This is a genomic window from Mesorhizobium hawassense (assembly GCF_003289945.1).
In the GTDB taxonomy this organism is placed as follows: Bacteria; Pseudomonadota; Alphaproteobacteria; order Rhizobiales; family Rhizobiaceae; genus Mesorhizobium; species Mesorhizobium hawassense.
Map to the genome: position 1 here is coordinate 26,964 of NZ_QMBP01000012.1, position 15,341 is coordinate 42,304.

The following is a 15,341-nucleotide window of genomic DNA, read 5'->3' on the forward strand; positions in this document are numbered from 1 at the left end:
TCCCGCGCCGCCTGGCGCGGGATTTTTTGTTTGCCGCAGCGCAAGGCAAATCGAGATTCAGGTCAGGCCGAGTCGAAAATGGAGGGTTCCGAGAACCGGAGCGGAGCGTACTTTAGGTACGTGAGCACCGGAAGCGCAGGAAACCGCCATTTGCAGGCCGGCCTCACCTGAATATCGATTTGCCTATGGCGCGAAGATCGACCAGTTCATCATCCGGGCAAGCTTCTCCAAGGCGATGGAGCCGAGCTTGGAGTTGCCGTTCTCGTTGAGGCCGGGCGACCACACCGCCAGCGAAGCTACCCCGGGCACGATGCCTAAAATGCCGCCGCCGACACCGCTTTTGCCGGGGATGCCGACGCGGAAGGCGAAATCGCCGGACCCGTCATAGTGACCGCAGGTCAGCATCAGCGCACCGATGCGGCGTGCGCGTTCCGCCGAAACGACCGAATGCCCGGTCGCCGGGTTCCTGCCGCCATTGGCGAGGAAGCGGCCGGCCATGGCTAGCTGGCGGCAACTCATCGCAATCGCGCAATGGTGAAAGTAGACACCTAGCGCCAACTCCGGAGCATGATGGAGATTGCCAAAGGATTTCATGTAGTTGGCCAGAGCGAAGTTGCGGTAGCCGGTGGCCCGCTCGGACGCCGCCACGTCGCGGTCGATGACGATCGTCTCGTCATCGGCGAGGAACTGGATGAAGCGCAGGATCTCGCCGATCGCCTCGCGCGGCTGATGGCCGGCGAGCAGGACGTCGGAGACGACGATGGCTCCGGCATTGATGAACGGATTGCGCGGAATGCCGTTCTCGTGTTCGAGCTGCACGATCGAATTGAACGGATTGCCGGACGGCTCGCGGCCGACGCGCTGCCAGAGCGCATCGCCGACCTTGCCCAGCGCCAGCGTGAGGGTGAAGACTTTCGAAACGCTCTGGATCGAAAACGGCTGATCGGCGTCGCCGGCAAGGATGACGCGACCGTCATTGGTCACGGCGGCGATGCCGAATTTCTTCGGATCGACCTTGCCGAGCTGCGGGATGTAGGTCGCGACCTCGCCGCGATCGGTGCGCTCAGCCATTTCGGCGGCCACTTCGGCCAATGCCTGCTCGAGTTCCGGCATTGTTTCTATTTCAGCCAGCGTTCGATGCGCGCCAGCGCCTCGACCATGTCGTCATGGCTGCCGGCATAGGAAAAGCGCATGGTGCGATGGCCCTGCAGCGGGTCGAAATCGCGGCCGGGCGTTGCTGCGACATGCGCCTCGGCCAGCATCTTGCGCGCAAAGGCCATGCTGTCATTGGTGTGGCGAGTGACATCGCAGAAGGCGTAGAAGGCGCCGTCCATCGGCGCGGCGAGCGAAAAGCCGAGCTCCGGCAGGCGCTTCATCAGAAGGTCGCGGTTCCAGGCATAGCGCGCCTTCACCTTTTCCAGCTCTTCGGTGGCCTTGAAGGCTTCGATCGCCGCGACCTGCGACAGTTCCGGCGGCGAGATGTAGAGGCTCTGGGCGACACGCTCGACCGGCCGCACCAGTTCTTCCGGCAGCACCATCCAGCCGATGCGCCAGCCGGTCATGCAATAGTATTTCGAGAAGGAGTTGATCACGGTGAGGCCGGCGCCATGCACCAGCGCGGTGACGTCGGGCGCCGCATAGGCCAGCCGATGGTAGATTTCGTCCGAAATCACGGCGATGCCGAGTTCCTCGGCCGTGTTCACCAGCGCCGCAAGTTCTTCTGCTGGAATGACCGCGCCGGTCGGGTTGGCGGGGCTGGCGAACAGCACACCGTTCAGCGGCTTGTCGCGATGCGCGGACTTCAGGTGCTCGGCATGCAGATAGGCATCAGCGCCGAGCTCGATTTCCACGATCTCGATGCCGAGCGCGGCCATGATGTTGCGGTAGGCGGGATAGCCTGGCGCGGCGATGGCGACGCGGTCGCCCGGATCGAACATGGCCAGGAAAGCGAGGTTGAAGGCGGCTGAAGAGCCGGTCGTGACCGCAATGCGCGACGGCGCGATGTCGATGCCGTAATGCTCGCCATAATGCGCCGCGATCGCCTTGCGCAGATCGGCGAGGCCCAGAGCGTCGGTGTAGCCGATGCGGCCATGCCTGAGAGCCGCGGCTGCCGCCTCGCGCACGCCGACCGGCGCCGGGTCGGACGGCTGGCCGACGGCCATCGACACCACGGGAACGCCGGTAGCCTTCAGCCGGTTGGCTTCGGCCAGGATATCCATGGCGTGGAACGGCTCGACTTCCCCCCGGCGCGAAAGCGAAACGACCATTTGACCTCTTCCAACTGCTTATCCGGCAAAGTTCCGGACGGAAACCATCGCAGATTTGCCCCTTGAACCGCCCCGGTTAAAGGGCGGCGCCGCACAAATGCCCGATTGATGTGGAGACCACAAGCGCGCAGGAAGTTACCGGCGCCGACTTTTCATCTTTCGCCCGCTCGTCTACCAGTGGACCTTATGTTGAGCCGACCCCGATCAATATTTGGCGAATCGACCTCTCTCGGCCGGACCGCGCGCGGCTTCGCAACACTTCTGCTTGCCGCTGCCGTCGCCCTTTCGGGTTCGGTCAGTGCCTTCGCCCAGAACGTGCCCGTGGTGCGCGATGCCGAGATCGAGGCACTGGTGCGCGACTATGCGCGGCCGATCTTCAAGGCGGCAGGCCTCGCCAATGACGGCATCGACATCGTTCTGGTCAACGACCAGAGTTTCAACGCCTTCGTCACTGGACGGCGCCTGTTCATCAACACCGGCGCGCTGGTGACCGCCGAAACGCCGAACGAGATCATCGGGGTCATCGCGCACGAGGCCGGCCACATCGCCGGCGGGCACCAGCAGAAATTGCGCGACCAGCTCGACCGCGCCAAGACCATGGCCATCATCGCCACGCTGCTCGGCGCCGGCGCGATCGTCGCCGGCGCCACCACCAACAGCAAGGGCCTGGCGGGCGCCGGCATGGGCGTCGCCGCCGGCGGCGGCGAGATGGCGCAGCGCTCAATCCTTGCCTATCAGCGAACCGAGGAGATCACCGCCGACCGCTCGGCGATCACCTATCTGAACGCCACAGGCCAGTCCGGCATGGGCATGCTGAAGACGTTCGCCCGCTTCCAGAGCGCGCTGTCGCTCTCCGGCACCCAGGTCGACCCTTACCGGATCAGCCATCCGATGCCGCAGGAGCGCATCGCCAACCTCGAAGTGCTCGTCAAGCAAAGTCCCTTCGTCAACGCTATCGATCCGCCTGCGCTGCAGCAGCGGCACGACATGATGCGTGTCAAGATCGCCGCCTATATGCAGGGCCAGGCGGCCGTTGCGCGGTTGATGCGCAAGAATCCGACCAGCCTCGCCTCGCGCTATGGCGACGCGCAGCAGACCTATCTCTACGGCAATCCGACAGCTGCCTTGACCAAGACGGCGGCGCTGATCAAGGAGCAGCCGAAGAACCCCTATTTCCAGGAGCTGCGCGGCGACATCCTGATGAAGATCAACAAGCCGCAGGACGCGGCGGACGCCTATGCCAAGGCGGCCAGCCTCGATCCCGCGCGCTCCGGACTGCTGCTGGTCTCTCTCGGCCAGGCGCTGATGGCCGTGGGCACGCCCGATTCGCTGAAGAAGGCCGTGGTCCAGCTCAACAACGGCGTTGGGCGCGACAAGGAGAATGCCGAAGCCTATCGCTTTCTGGCGCAGGCCTATGGCGAAGAGGGCGATATCCCGGCCGCCGACCTCGCCACCGCCGAAGGCCACTACTACGCGGGCGACTACAAAAACGCGAAGATCTTCGCCATGCGCGCTCAACAGAAATTGAAGCGCGGCGAACCCCGCTGGGTGCGCGCTCAGGATATTATAAACTATACGCCATCTAATAAACCGAAATGAACCTCCCGAACGCCGGCGGCGACCAAGGCGGACTGGGAAAGGCAAAAGGAACGACGATCATGAACAAGGCAATCCTGCTTGGCAGTGCTGGCGGTCTGGCGGTGGCGCTCGGCATGCTGGCCTTCGGCTTCGTGGCGGGAAACCCGCAGGCCGCGAAGGCCGACACCGTGCAGGTGGCCCAGGTCACGTCTTCCACCGACACCAAGGCCTCCGCCGACACCAAGATCGATCGCAAGGAGGTCGAGGGCATCATCCGCGACTATCTCTTGAAGAATCCGGAAGTCCTGCTCGAGGTGCAGGACGCGCTAGAGGCCAAGCAGAAAGAAGAGCAGCGCCTCGCCGCGCTTGGCGTGATCAAGAACTCAAAGGACGAGATCTTCAACTCCACCTTCGATGGCGTCGTCGGCAACCCGAAGGGCAAGGTCACGATCGTCGAGTTCTACGACTACAATTGCGGTTTCTGCAAACGCGCCATCGAGGACATGAAGGCTTTGACCAAGTCCGACCCGGACCTGCGCTTCGTGCTCAAGGAGTTCCCGATCCTCAGCCCGGATTCGCAGAAGGCCAGTGTCGTCTCCATGGCGTTTCATCTGATGCACCCGGAGAAATACGGCGAGTTCCACACCGCGCTGCTCGGCGGCCAGGGCCGCGCCACCGAAGCGACCGCCATCAAGGTGGCGCTTTCGCTCGGTGCCGACGAGGCGGCCCTGCGCGAGAAGATGAAGGATCCCAGCATCGCCGAAACGCTCTCGCGCACCTATGACCTCGCGACGAAACTGTCGATCACTGGCACACCGTCCTATGTGGTCGGCAACGAGGTGATCTTCGGAGCTCTCGGCCAGCAGGTCCTGGCGGAAAAGATCGAAGAGGCAAAGAGTGCGCTCTAGCACCGGCGGGTGCAAAAGCCTGCCGCTGTGGACAGCGAAAGAACGCACTTGCGCTCTTTTCGCGGGCGGCTATGCCCATTATAGAGGCCCAGTGCGCCGGCTTGGGGTCGGCGTGGAACAAGGTCGGCATATTGAAAACGATTTTCGTCCTCAACGGTCCCAATCTCAATGCGCTCGGCAAGCGCGAGCCGGGAATTTATGGCGGCAAGACGCTTGCGGCCATCGCCGAGGACTGCAAGGCGGCAGGCGCCGCGCTCGGGCTCGAGATCGATTTTCGCCAATCCAACCATGAGGGCGACTTGGTCGACTGGATCCAGGAAGCCGGCGAAAAGGCGGCAGGCATCGTCATCAACCCCGGTGCCTACAGCCACACCTCGATCGCCATTCATGACGCAATTCGCGCCGCGGCACCCCTGCCCGTCGTAGAAGTCCATCTTTCCAACATCCACGCGCGGGAGCCCTTCCGCCACGTCTCCATGGTCGCGCCGGTCGCTGTCGGCATGATCTGCGGGTTCGGGCCGCTCGGCTACACGCTCGCGCTACAGGCATTGGCGGCACGCCTGTGACCGGCCCCCAAACAGAAGGCTCGAAAATGTCGATAAAAAAGACCGGTGTTGACCAGCAGTTGATCCGCGACCTGGCGGGCATTCTGAACGACACCAATCTGACCGAGATCGAGGTTGAGCTCGGCGACCTCAAGGTGCGCGTGTCGCGCCAGTCGCAGGCCGTCCATGCGGTTGCCGCACCGCTGCCGGCGATCGCCGCGGTTCCAGCAGCCGCCCAGGCGGCCGCGGTCGCAACCGCCGCGTCCGCCGATCCGGCCAAGAACGCCGTGCCCTCGCCGATGGTCGGCACGGCCTATCTGGCGCCCTCGCCCGATGCCAAGGCGTTCATCGAAGTCGGTCAGAGGGTGAAGGAAGGCCAGACGCTGCTCATCATCGAAGCGATGAAGACGATGAACCAGATCCCCTCGCCGCGCGCCGGCACGGTGACGGCGATCCTCATCGAGGACGCCCAGCCGGTCGAATACGGCATGCCGCTGGTGGTCCTCGAGTAGAGCCGGGAACAACCAAGAGATGTTCCAGAAGATCCTCATCGCCAATCGTGGCGAAATCGCTCTGAGGGTGCTGCGCGCCTGCAAGGAGCTCGGCATCCAGACAGTCGTGGTCCATTCGACTGCCGATTCCGATGCCATGCATGTGCGGCTTGCCGACGAGAGCGTCTGCATCGGCCCGCCGCCCTCGCGCGAGAGCTATCTCAACATCCACCAGATCGTCGCCGCCTGCGAGATCACCGGCGCCGACGCCGTGCATCCGGGCTACGGCTTCCTGTCCGAAAACGCCAAGTTCGCCGACATTCTCGCCGCCCACAACATCACCTTCATCGGCCCGTCGGGCGACCACATCCGCATCATGGGCGACAAGATCGAGGCCAAGCGCACGGCGAAGCGCCTGGGCATCCCGGTCGTGCCCGGTTCCGACGGCGCGATCAGCGACGACAAGGAAGCCAAGCGCGTCGCCGCCGAAATCGGCTATCCGGTGATCATCAAGGCCTCGGCCGGTGGCGGTGGCCGCGGCATGAAGGTGGCGCACACCGAGGCGGACCTCGAAGTCGCGCTGGCGACGGCAAAGTCGGAAGCGGGCGCGGCCTTCGGCGACGATGCCGTCTATATCGAGAAGTATCTGCAGAAGCCGCGCCATATCGAGGTGCAGGTGTTCGGTGACGGCGCCGGCCGCGGCGTGCATTTCGGCGAACGCGACTGCTCGTTGCAGCGTCGTCACCAGAAGGTCTGGGAAGAAGCCAATTCGCCGGCGCTCAATGCGGAGGAGCGTTCGCGCATCGGCGGCATCTGCGCCACAGCCATTGCCGATCTCGGCTATTCGGGCGCCGGCACGATCGAATTCCTCTACGAAAATGGCGAGTTCTATTTCATCGAAATGAACACCCGCCTGCAGGTCGAGCATCCGGTGACCGAAGCGATCACCGGCATCGACCTAGTTCATGAGCAGATCCGCGTTGCTTCCGGCGGCGGGCTGTCGGTCCGGCAGGAAGACATCAAGTTCAACGGCCATGCCATCGAGTGCCGCATCAACGCCGAGGACCCGCGCACCTTCACGCCCTCGCCGGGTACGATCACGCATTTCCACACGCCAGGCGGCCTCGGCATCCGCGTCGATTCCGGCGTCTATTCCGGCTACAAGATCCCGCCCTATTACGACAGCCTGATCGGCAAGCTGATCGTGCATGGCCGCAACCGCGTCGAATGCATGATGCGGCTGCGCCGCGCGCTCGACGAATTCGTCGTCGACGGCATCAAGACGACGCTGCCGCTGTTTCGCGACCTCGTCGGCAACCCCGACATCGCCAATGGCGACTACGACATCCACTGGCTGGAAAAATACCTGGCCAAGGATGAGTAGCACGGGGATGCGATGACCCGCCCCTACGCGCCAGGCTATCGCATCCCGACCGACCTTTTGTTGAGGGCCTACGCCTCGGGTGTCTTCCCGATGGCCGAGAGCGCCAACGACCCGGAAGTGTTCTGGGTACGGCCGGAAACGCGCGGCATCATTCCGCTGGACGGCTTCCACACGCCGCGCAGCCTCAGGAAGACGATCCGCAGGCATCCATTCGACATCCGCTACGACTTCGATTTCGAGGCGACGATCGACGGCTGCGCCGAAAAGCGCGAGGAGCGGCGCTCGACCTGGATCAATGCGCCGATCCGCGAAGCCTATGTCGATCTCTATCGTCTGGGCCACTGCCATTCGGTCGAGGCGTGGCGAGAGGAACGGCTGGTCGGCGGTCTCTATGGCGTCTCGCTCGGTCGCGTGTTCTTCGGCGAAAGCATGTTCGCCAGGGAAACCGATGCGTCGAAGACCTGCCTCCACTATCTCGTCGAGCGCCTGAAGGCGCGCGGCTTCGCGCTGCTCGACACGCAGTTCACCACCGAGCACCTCAAGCGCTTCGGCGCCGTCGACGTGCCGCGCGGCCAGTACGAGAAGCTGCTCGCCGAGGCGCTGAAGGGCGAGGCTGTCTTCTATCCTTGAGGTTCAAACCTCCATCGGCGCCTGCGCATGGAACATCATCTTCCAGCCGTCGGCACGGTGGACATAGCCGGTGCTGACCAGCGCGGCATAGGATTCGCCGTTCTCTCGCGTCGCGCGCGCCTCGTAAGTCAGCATGACTATGTCGCTGCCCGGCTCGACCATACCCTTCAGCTCGATGTCGAGGTCGCGCCATCGATTGGGCTTGCTGGCTGTCGCTGCCAGTTCGGCATTGGTCATCGCCTTGGCCATCCGGGGGAACGCCACAAGGCACTCCACATCGGCATTGGCTTCATAATAGGCGGAATCGCCAGACCAAAAGCCTCTCTCGAGATCGAGAAGCTCCTGCTTGTTGGCGGTGATCGGTTTCGTGGTGGTCATCGCGGAATCCTCCTCGCCTTGCCGATTCGGAACGGCTGAAGGGCGGGCAGGTTCCGGTATCAGTTGGTGCTGGAAGGCTCGTCGTCGGCCGGCTCGGGCGCGGTGTCGGCCGGTTGAGCGGCAGCCTTGGGCTTGGCGGCTTCGGTCTTCGGCTTGGCCGTGTCGGCCTTGGCCGCGGTCGGCGGCGGCACGTCCGACTTCTGCTTGCAGCCCTTCAGCCATACGTCATAGACGGCGTGCTCGACGGCGTTGAGACCAGGGCTTTCGGCAAACATCCAGCCGGTGAAGATGCGGCGGATCTTGCGGTCGAGCGTGATCTCGTCGACCTCGACGAAGGAATCGGTCTTGGGCTGCTCGGTGTCCGGCCGCGAATAGCAGACCCGCGGCGTCACCTGCAAAGCGCCGAACTGCACGGTCTCGTCGACATAGACGTCGAAGGTGATGATGCGGCCGGTGATCTTGTCGATGCCTGCGAACTCGGCGACCGGATTGGTGATGCGATCGGTGGCCGCGGGTGCCGCGGCCGGCGCCTGCGCCGCGGCGAAGGCCGCCGTCGAGGCAATGAGAATGGACGTCGCCGCGATCAGCGCCTTTGAGATATGGCCGAAAGAGCTCATGCAAATACCGGTGGTTGTGCCCGGGTGATTCTTCAACACCCAAGGCTAGTCATGGCTGCGCAGTCAGCAAGCAGCTAAATGCCAATTGTGGCAATAAAGGACCGAAGCGGCGCCTTAGACTACGATCGAGGATTATGATCCCGGCGTCCAGGCGTCGTAGTCGCCGGTCACCTGCGGACGATGCTGGTTGGTCAGGATCGAACCCTGCGGGCGGTAAGCACCGGGTGTTCCCGTGAGGTTCGCCCGATGCGGCTTCTGCCACTCGCGAGCCTTGTAGCTCTCGCTCGAGGGAGGCGCGTCGACGCGGTGATGGATCCAGCCATGCCAGCCCGGCGGGATCTTCGAGGCTTCAGAATAGTCGCGATAGATGACCCAGCGGCGGGTGCGGCCTTCCGAATCGATGCCACCCTCATAGTAGACGTTGCCGGCTTCGTCCTCGCCGACCTTCTTGCCGAAGCGCCAGGTGTGCAAGCGGGTGCCGAGCGTCTGGCTGTTCCACCAGGTGAAAAACTGCAGCAGGAAAGTCTTCATCCAGATCCTCGCGGCGGCAGCGGCTGCGCCCGTTTCCTGCTTATGGCGTCACGCCACCGCGAAGGCAAGGGTTTTGCCATGTCCTGAACGTAAATGCTTCGTGCGTTCCTATTTGATGCATATCGTTATCCCAAAACCGCTGCGCACTTTTGGGCGACATGCATTAAATCGATGCATCCGCCCAGCCGGCCGCCACGCGGCTTGCCAAGCGCTCCCCGTCTTTCTAAAGCTCGGCCCGTCCGTTCCGGGCGCGCCTTGAGGGAGGTGACGATTGACCCGTGATCCGTCCGCCGACATCCGGATCAACGCCGAAGACATTCGCCGCCGCAAGGGCGGCGTGCCGATCGTCTGCCTCACCGCCTACACCTATCCTGTCGCCCGCCTGCTCGATCCGCATGTCGACCTGCTCCTGGTCGGCGACAGCGTCGCCATGGTCCTGCATGGTCACGCCACGACGCTTGGCGCCTCGCTGGAAATGATGATCGCCCACGGCCAGGCCGTGATGCGTGGCTCGGCCAAAGCCTGCGTCGTGGTGGACATGCCGGCCGGCAGCTATGAGGCCTCGCCCGCCCAAGCCGTGACGGCGGCGAGGCGCATCGTCGAGGAAACAGGCTGCCAGGCGGTGAAGCTCGAAGGCGGCGTCGACATCGCCGCGCAGATCGCGGCGATCGTCGCGGCAGGAATACCGGTCATGGGCCATATCGGCCTGCAGCCGCAGTCGGTGGAAAAGGACGGCGGCTACAAGATCAAGGGCCGGACGCAGGAAAATATCGCGCTTCTGTTCCGCGACGCCGAAGCGGTGGAAAAAGCCGGCGCCTTCTCGGTCGTCATCGAGGGCACGATGGAGGCGGTGGCCGCGAAGCTGACCCATTACATCTCCATACCGACGATCGGCATAGGCGCCAGCGTCGACTGCGACGGCCAGATCCTGGTGATCGACGACATGGTCGGGCTGACCGTCGACCGGGTGCCGAAATTCGTCAAGGAATATGCAGACTTGCGCAGCGCGGTGGCGGATGCGGCGGCGCGTTACGCGGCCGAGGTGCGCAGCCGCGCCTTTCCCAGCCCCGACCACGTCTTCACGACCGAACCCGGCAAGGACGAGACATGAACGCTCCCATCGTCGTCGACAGCGTCGCCGCCCTTCGCGCGCAGGTCCGGGACTGGCGGCAGGCCGGCCTCGGGGTCGCCATGGTGCCGACCATGGGCGCGCTGCATGACGGCCACATCTCGCTGATCAGGATCGCGCTCGAACGGGCCGATCGCTGCGTCGTTTCGATCTTCGTCAATCCGACCCAGTTCGCGCCGACCGAAGATCTCGATAAATACCCCCGCCAGCTGGCGCGCGATCTCGACCGGTTGCGGGATGCGGGCGCGCATCTCGCCTTCACGCCAGGCGTGGCGGAAATGTACCCGACCGGCTTCGCCACCAGGATCTCGGTAGGCGGCCCTTCCTCCGGCCTCGAAACGGACTTCAGGCCGAATTTCTTCGACGGTGTCGCGACCGTGGTGGCGAAGCTCTTCCTGCAGACGGCGCCCGATTGGGCCGTGTTCGGCGAAAAGGACTACCAGCAGCTTTGCGTCGTCAGGCAGCTCTGCCGCGATCTCGACCTGCCCGTAGAGATCATCGGCGCGCCGACCGTGCGCGACGCGCGCGGTCTCGCCATGTCGTCGCGCAATGCCTATCTCGGCGAGGCCGAGCTCGACGTCGCGCGCCAGCTCAACGTGATCCTGCGCCGCACGGCGGCCGAACTCGCGTCCGGCGCGAACGAGATCCGCGCCACGAGCATTGCCACGGAAGCGCTTGCGCAGGCGGGCTTTCAGAAAGTCGACTATGTCGCCGCACGAGAGGCCGTGACACTCGCCCCCTGGCGATGCGACCGCGATGGCCGGCTGCTCGCGGCAGCCTGGCTCGGGACGACGAGGCTGATCGACAATGTGGAAATCCGCTCCACCTGAGCTCGCCCTGGCGGATCAGCTGCTGATCCGCGATTTGTCGCCGCCGCTGCGCTCCGTCTGACCGCGTAACGCCTACTCTTCCGACGGCATATGCAGATACATCGACTGGATGCCGACGCGGCCAGGCCCGGTGAAGCGGTTGACGACGAAGTTCATGGCGGCGCCGAAGAAGCCGCTGGAAAGGCGGTCGATCCTGGTATCCATTTTCACCGAAGCATCCTTGAACAACCAGCCGCCTGGCTCGATGTCGATGGTTTCGCCGGGCGCCAGCACCTTCTCGAAGACGTTTCCGTAACCGTGCAGCCAGACGATGCCGTCGCCCGTCTCGCCACGGAAGCGGTCGATGAAGAAGCCGCTTTGGCCGAACAGCATCGTCCCAAGGCCGCGCACGCGCTCGAAGGTGTAGTCGACACTGGCGGTTGCAGCGAGAAACTGGTGCTCGCGCACCTGGATTTCCTCGCCGCGCCGGAGATGGATCGGCACGATATGGCCCGGCCCGTCGCGGCTGAAAGCGATGATGCCAGGCCCGGACGCCTCCGTGACGAAGATCTGCATCCCGGCGATCATGCGCTTCAGCGCGCCCTTCAGCGATTTCAGGCCGATGGTGATCGAGGTGTTCTTCCAGAGCAGGATGTGGTGTTCGAAATAGACCGGCATGTTGGTGACATCGACCGACAGAACCGGCACTAGTTCGCCGGCGACGTGATAGGTCACGCCGCCAAAAGTCTCATCCGACACTTCGGTCGGCATCAATTCCGGCAGGCTCGGCATGGATCCCCCCAAATCCGGCTGGGTGCGCTGTCCAGCCACCCGCGCATATCAATGCCTGCAGCATTGGCGAGGGGTGGGCGGGGCGTCAAACGAAAACCGGATCGCCACTGCCCCGCTCGCGCGAAGGTGATCCGGAAAGAGCGGCCGGTATCAGCCGGCGAGAGACCGCCGAAGGACCAAAGTCGGTTCGGAAGGGCCGGCCTGTTCGCCGGTATCGGCTGTACGCACGAAACCATTCGCCTCGTAGAAAGCGATGGCCTTGATGTTTTTCGCCTCGACCTCCAGGCGAATGGCGCGCGCCTCGGGGAAACTTTCGATCACCTCGTCGAGCAGCATGCCGCCGATGCCACGGCCCTGAAGGCTCGGCAGCACGTAGAGTTGCCCCAGCACGATTTCCTTGCCGTCATCGACGGCTTCCGCGAAAGCCACGCCGCCGAGGCGCTTGCCGTCATCGGCAACGAGAAACTCGCTGTTCGGCCGCGTCAGCCTCGTCTTCAGCGAAGCAATCGAATGCCAGCTGTCGGTGATTTCGGTGACTTGCTCAACGCCGTAGATGGCATCGTATGTCGCATGCCAGGTCTCGACCAGCAGCGCCCGGATGGCGGCGAGGTCGCGATCTCCGGCGGTGCGGACGAACATCGCCTACTCGATGCCTAGCTTGGCCTTGACGAGGTCGTTGACCGCCTGCGGGTTGGCCTTGCCGCCGGTTGCCTTCATGACCTGGCCGACGAACCAGCCGGCCATGGTCGGCTTGGCGCGCGCCTGCTCGACCTTGTCCGGGTTGGCGGCGATGACCTCGTCGACAGCCTTCTCGATGGCGCCGGTGTCGGTGACCTGCTTCATACCACGGCTCTCGACCAGCTGACGCGGATCGCCGCCTTCGTTCCAGACGATCTCGAACAGGTCCTTGGCGATCTTGCCGGAGATGGTGCCTTCCTTGATCAGGTCGAGCACGGCGCCTAGCTGTTCAGGCGAAACCGGAGCATTTTCAATATCTTTTCCGGCCTTGTTCAGCTGTCCCAGCAGATCGTTAATGACCCAGTTGGCGGCGAGCTTGCCGTCGCGACCGGAAGCTACTTTCTCAAAATAGTCGGCGATCGGCTTCTCCGACACCAGGACGGAAGCGTCGTAAGCCGACAGGCCGAGCGCATCGACCAGCCGCGCCTTCTTGTCGTCGGGCAGCTCGGGCAATTCCTTTGCGAGCGCGTCGACATAGGTCTGGTCGAACTCCAGCGGCAAAAGGTCGGGATCCGGGAAGTAGCGATAGTCATGCGCCTCTTCCTTGGAGCGCATCGAACGCGTCTCGCCTTTGACGGCGTCGAACAGGCGCGTCTCCTGATCGATCTTGCCGCCGTCTTCCAGGATCGCGATCTGCCGGCGCGCCTCGTATTCGATCGCCTGACCGATGAAGCGGATCGAGTTCATGTTCTTGATCTCGCAGCGCGTGCCGAACTCGCCGCCCGGACGACGGACGGAAACGTTGACGTCGGCGCGCAGCGAGCCTTCGTCCATGTTGCCGTCGCAGGTGCCGAGATAGCGCATGATCGAGCGCAGTTTGGTGACGTAGGCCTTGGCCTCGTCGGCGGAGCGTATGTCCGGCTTGGAGACGATCTCCATCAGCGCCACGCCGGAGCGGTTGAGGTCGACATAGGACATGGTCGGGTGCTGGTCATGCATCGACTTGCCGGCATCCTGTTCCAGGTGCAGGCGCTCGATGCCGACCTCGATATCCTCGAACTCGCCCTGGCGGTCGGGGCCGACGGAAACGATCACCTTGCCCTCGCCGACGATCGGCTGCTTGAACTGCGAGATCTGGTAGCCCTGCGGCAGGTCCGGATAGAAATAGTTCTTCCGGTCGAACACCGACTTGCGGTTGATCGCGGCCTTCAAGCCCAACCCGGTACGGATCGCCTGCCTGACGCATTCTTCGTTGATGACCGGCAGCATGCCAGGCATCGCCGCGTCGACCAGGCTGACATTGGCGTTGGGCGCCGCGCCGAACGACGTCGCGGCGCCGGAGAACAGCTTGGCTTTCGAGATCACTTGCGCATGCACTTCGAGCCCGATGATGATTTCCCAGTCGCCTGTGGCGCCGGGAATCAGGCGTTTTGCGTCGGGGGTGCGGGTGTCGATGATGCTCATGGATGGCCTACGTACCTGGAATCTCGGATATGCATTGAATGCATACTTCGGTGCGCAACTTCGCTAGTGCAAACCGCCCTGCGAGACAAGCCTTGTGAGACAAGCGCAAAGCCGCGCACTGGCCTTCTGCGCCGCTTTCGCCTATAGGACGCCCACCCCAATGGAGAGTGGATGCCCACTTACGCTCAGTCCCGGTGAAGCCCTGACCTCGTAGCGAGGCAGGGCAGAAAAGCCTGAAACCCCGTGCCGCGGCGTCTTGCGGCGGCGGCTTTCGTTGTTTTTCCAGGGACTTTCCAATGGACATTTCGCGCAGCGCATGACCCCGAAAATCGGAACCGATTTTCGGAAAGGATCATGCGCCACCTAGAGTGCCACAGCGTCCTTTTGCGCGTCCAAGAGGACGCGCGGCGCTGTGGGGAACAGCGCATCCTGCACCTGCTCGCGCAGGGCGGGCGTATCGAAATCGAAAAGAACGAGAGCAGGAAGGTCGCCGCGGTCCAGTGCCTGACCCGCGACGGCTGGCGCTGTCCGGGTTTCGACCTGGAGCTGTTTCGAAAACTGAGGCGGAAGAAAGCGGTTTCCTCGACGGATGGCGGCCCTTACCGCATCACCCGGCGCGGACTCCAGCTCGTCCGCGCCGAGCTCGATAACCGCTAACGCCCAATGCCGCCGGCAGGAAACTCCGGCGGCATCTTCGCTTGCTAGGCGGTGGCGATATAGGCCCTGATCTCCTCGGCTTCGCGCTCGACATCCTCGATGCGGCGCTTGACCACGTCACCGATGGAGACGATGCCGTCAAGCTGGCCGCCCTTTTCCACCGGCAAATGGCGGAAGCGGCCCCGCGTCATGATCTCCATGACCTCGTTGACGGTGTGGTTTTCATTGCAGATCTTCACCTTCGGCGTCATCGCCGAGCGCACGGCGATGTCGAGCGCCGCGGCGCCCTCCTTGGCGACCACCCGTACGATGTCGCGCTCCGAGAGAATGCCGACGATCTTGCGATCGCCATTGGTGATCACGAGCGCGCCGATCCTGTGCTCGGCCAGCATACGAATGGCCTCGCTCAGTTTTTCATTGGGCCCGAGCGTGAACACGTCATGGCCCTTTTTCTCAAGAATTGCCTTAACCGTCATGGCGTCC

At 63.6% G+C, this 15,341-nt stretch carries 18 protein-coding genes; 9 read left to right on the top strand and 9 right to left on the bottom strand.

From position 1 onward, the window contains the following. Positions 1 to 183: 183 nt before the first annotated feature. Together DPM33_RS22760 and DPM33_RS22765 are read right to left on the bottom strand one after the other, a co-directional pair. On the bottom strand, positions 184 to 1,113 hold the full coding sequence (locus tag DPM33_RS22760) for a glutaminase (protein ID WP_167449183.1): 930 nt from the start codon (positions 1,111 to 1,113) through the stop codon (positions 184 to 186). A gap of 5 nt (positions 1,114 to 1,118) precedes the next feature. Beyond that, positions 1,119 to 2,267, bottom strand: coding sequence for a pyridoxal phosphate-dependent aminotransferase (locus DPM33_RS22765; RefSeq protein WP_112099659.1), 1,149 nt, complete (start codon positions 2,265 to 2,267; stop codon positions 1,119 to 1,121). 186 nt (positions 2,268 to 2,453) lie between these two features. On the opposite strand from DPM33_RS22765, the gene DPM33_RS22770 reads away from it, so the two are divergent. From DPM33_RS22770 to aat, 6 genes are all read left to right on the top strand, one after another. Beyond that, positions 2,454 to 3,866, top strand: coding sequence for a M48 family metalloprotease (locus tag DPM33_RS22770; RefSeq protein WP_112099660.1), 1,413 nt, complete (start codon positions 2,454 to 2,456; stop codon positions 3,864 to 3,866). 59 nt (positions 3,867 to 3,925) lie between these two features. Beyond that, positions 3,926 to 4,753 (top strand): DsbA family protein, encoded by an 828-nt coding sequence (locus tag DPM33_RS22775; RefSeq protein ID WP_112099838.1) that lies wholly within the window; start codon positions 3,926 to 3,928, stop codon positions 4,751 to 4,753. Positions 4,754 to 4,884: 131 nt separating this feature from the next. Then, positions 4,885 to 5,319, top strand: coding sequence for a type II 3-dehydroquinate dehydratase (aroQ, locus tag DPM33_RS22780; RefSeq protein ID WP_112099661.1), 435 nt, complete (start codon positions 4,885 to 4,887; stop codon positions 5,317 to 5,319). A 26-nt stretch (positions 5,320 to 5,345) separates the two neighbouring features. Then, complete coding sequence (gene accB / locus DPM33_RS22785; protein WP_112099662.1) at positions 5,346 to 5,810, top strand: acetyl-CoA carboxylase biotin carboxyl carrier protein; 465 nt, start codon at positions 5,346 to 5,348, stop codon at positions 5,808 to 5,810. Between the two features lie 19 nt (positions 5,811 to 5,829). Continuing rightward, complete coding sequence (gene accC / locus DPM33_RS22790) at positions 5,830 to 7,173, top strand: acetyl-CoA carboxylase biotin carboxylase subunit (RefSeq protein WP_112099663.1); 1,344 nt, start codon at positions 5,830 to 5,832, stop codon at positions 7,171 to 7,173. A 12-nt stretch (positions 7,174 to 7,185) separates the two neighbouring features. Continuing rightward, positions 7,186 to 7,803, top strand: a complete 618-nt coding sequence (gene aat, locus DPM33_RS22795; protein ID WP_112099664.1) for a leucyl/phenylalanyl-tRNA--protein transferase — start codon at positions 7,186 to 7,188, stop codon at positions 7,801 to 7,803. Between the two features lie 3 nt (positions 7,804 to 7,806). Here aat and DPM33_RS22800 read toward each other — a convergent pair whose 3' ends face one another. The 3 genes from DPM33_RS22800 to DPM33_RS22810 form a co-directional block, all read right to left on the bottom strand. Then, positions 7,807 to 8,181, bottom strand: coding sequence for a hypothetical protein (locus tag DPM33_RS22800; RefSeq protein WP_112099665.1), 375 nt, complete (start codon positions 8,179 to 8,181; stop codon positions 7,807 to 7,809). 59 nt (positions 8,182 to 8,240) lie between these two features. Then, a complete protein-coding gene (locus DPM33_RS22805; RefSeq protein WP_112099666.1) occupies positions 8,241 to 8,798 on the bottom strand; it encodes a DUF2155 domain-containing protein in 558 nt (185 codons plus the stop codon). Between the two features lie 132 nt (positions 8,799 to 8,930). Continuing rightward, positions 8,931 to 9,329: an NADH:ubiquinone oxidoreductase subunit NDUFA12 gene (locus tag DPM33_RS22810; RefSeq protein ID WP_112099667.1), complete on the bottom strand. Its 399-nt coding sequence runs from the start codon at positions 9,327 to 9,329 to the stop codon at positions 8,931 to 8,933. Positions 9,330 to 9,600: 271 nt separating this feature from the next. Here DPM33_RS22810 and panB point away from each other — a divergent pair, with 271 nt between their 5' ends. Together panB and panC are read left to right on the top strand one after the other, a co-directional pair. Then, a complete protein-coding gene (gene panB / locus DPM33_RS22815; RefSeq protein ID WP_112099668.1) occupies positions 9,601 to 10,440 on the top strand; it encodes a 3-methyl-2-oxobutanoate hydroxymethyltransferase in 840 nt (279 codons plus the stop codon). After that, the gene (panC, locus tag DPM33_RS22820) at positions 10,437 to 11,288 is read left to right on the top strand and encodes a pantoate--beta-alanine ligase (protein WP_112099669.1); all 852 of its coding nucleotides are present in this window, start codon (positions 10,437 to 10,439) and stop codon (positions 11,286 to 11,288) included. Before panB ends, panC begins: the two co-directional genes overlap by 4 nt. 72 nt (positions 11,289 to 11,360) lie before the next feature. Here panC and DPM33_RS22825 read toward each other — a convergent pair whose 3' ends face one another. From DPM33_RS22825 to gatB, 3 genes are all read right to left on the bottom strand, one after another. Then, positions 11,361 to 12,059, bottom strand: a complete 699-nt coding sequence (locus tag DPM33_RS22825; RefSeq protein WP_112099670.1) for an AIM24 family protein — start codon at positions 12,057 to 12,059, stop codon at positions 11,361 to 11,363. A 150-nt stretch (positions 12,060 to 12,209) separates the two neighbouring features. Beyond that, positions 12,210 to 12,698, bottom strand: a complete 489-nt coding sequence (locus DPM33_RS22830; protein ID WP_112099671.1) for a GNAT family N-acetyltransferase — start codon at positions 12,696 to 12,698, stop codon at positions 12,210 to 12,212. A 3-nt stretch (positions 12,699 to 12,701) separates the two neighbouring features. Then, a complete protein-coding gene (gatB, locus tag DPM33_RS22835; protein WP_112099672.1) occupies positions 12,702 to 14,201 on the bottom strand; it encodes an Asp-tRNA(Asn)/Glu-tRNA(Gln) amidotransferase subunit GatB in 1,500 nt (499 codons plus the stop codon). A gap of 354 nt (positions 14,202 to 14,555) precedes the next feature. Between gatB and DPM33_RS22845 the strand changes: the two genes are divergently transcribed. Continuing rightward, positions 14,556 to 14,858: a YjhX family toxin gene (locus DPM33_RS22845; RefSeq protein WP_167449184.1), complete on the top strand. Its 303-nt coding sequence runs from the start codon at positions 14,556 to 14,558 to the stop codon at positions 14,856 to 14,858. A gap of 44 nt (positions 14,859 to 14,902) precedes the next feature. Here DPM33_RS22845 and DPM33_RS22850 read toward each other — a convergent pair whose 3' ends face one another. Next, on the bottom strand, positions 14,903 to 15,334 hold the full coding sequence (locus tag DPM33_RS22850; protein ID WP_112099673.1) for a CBS domain-containing protein: 432 nt from the start codon (positions 15,332 to 15,334) through the stop codon (positions 14,903 to 14,905). Positions 15,335 to 15,341 lie beyond the last annotated feature (7 nt).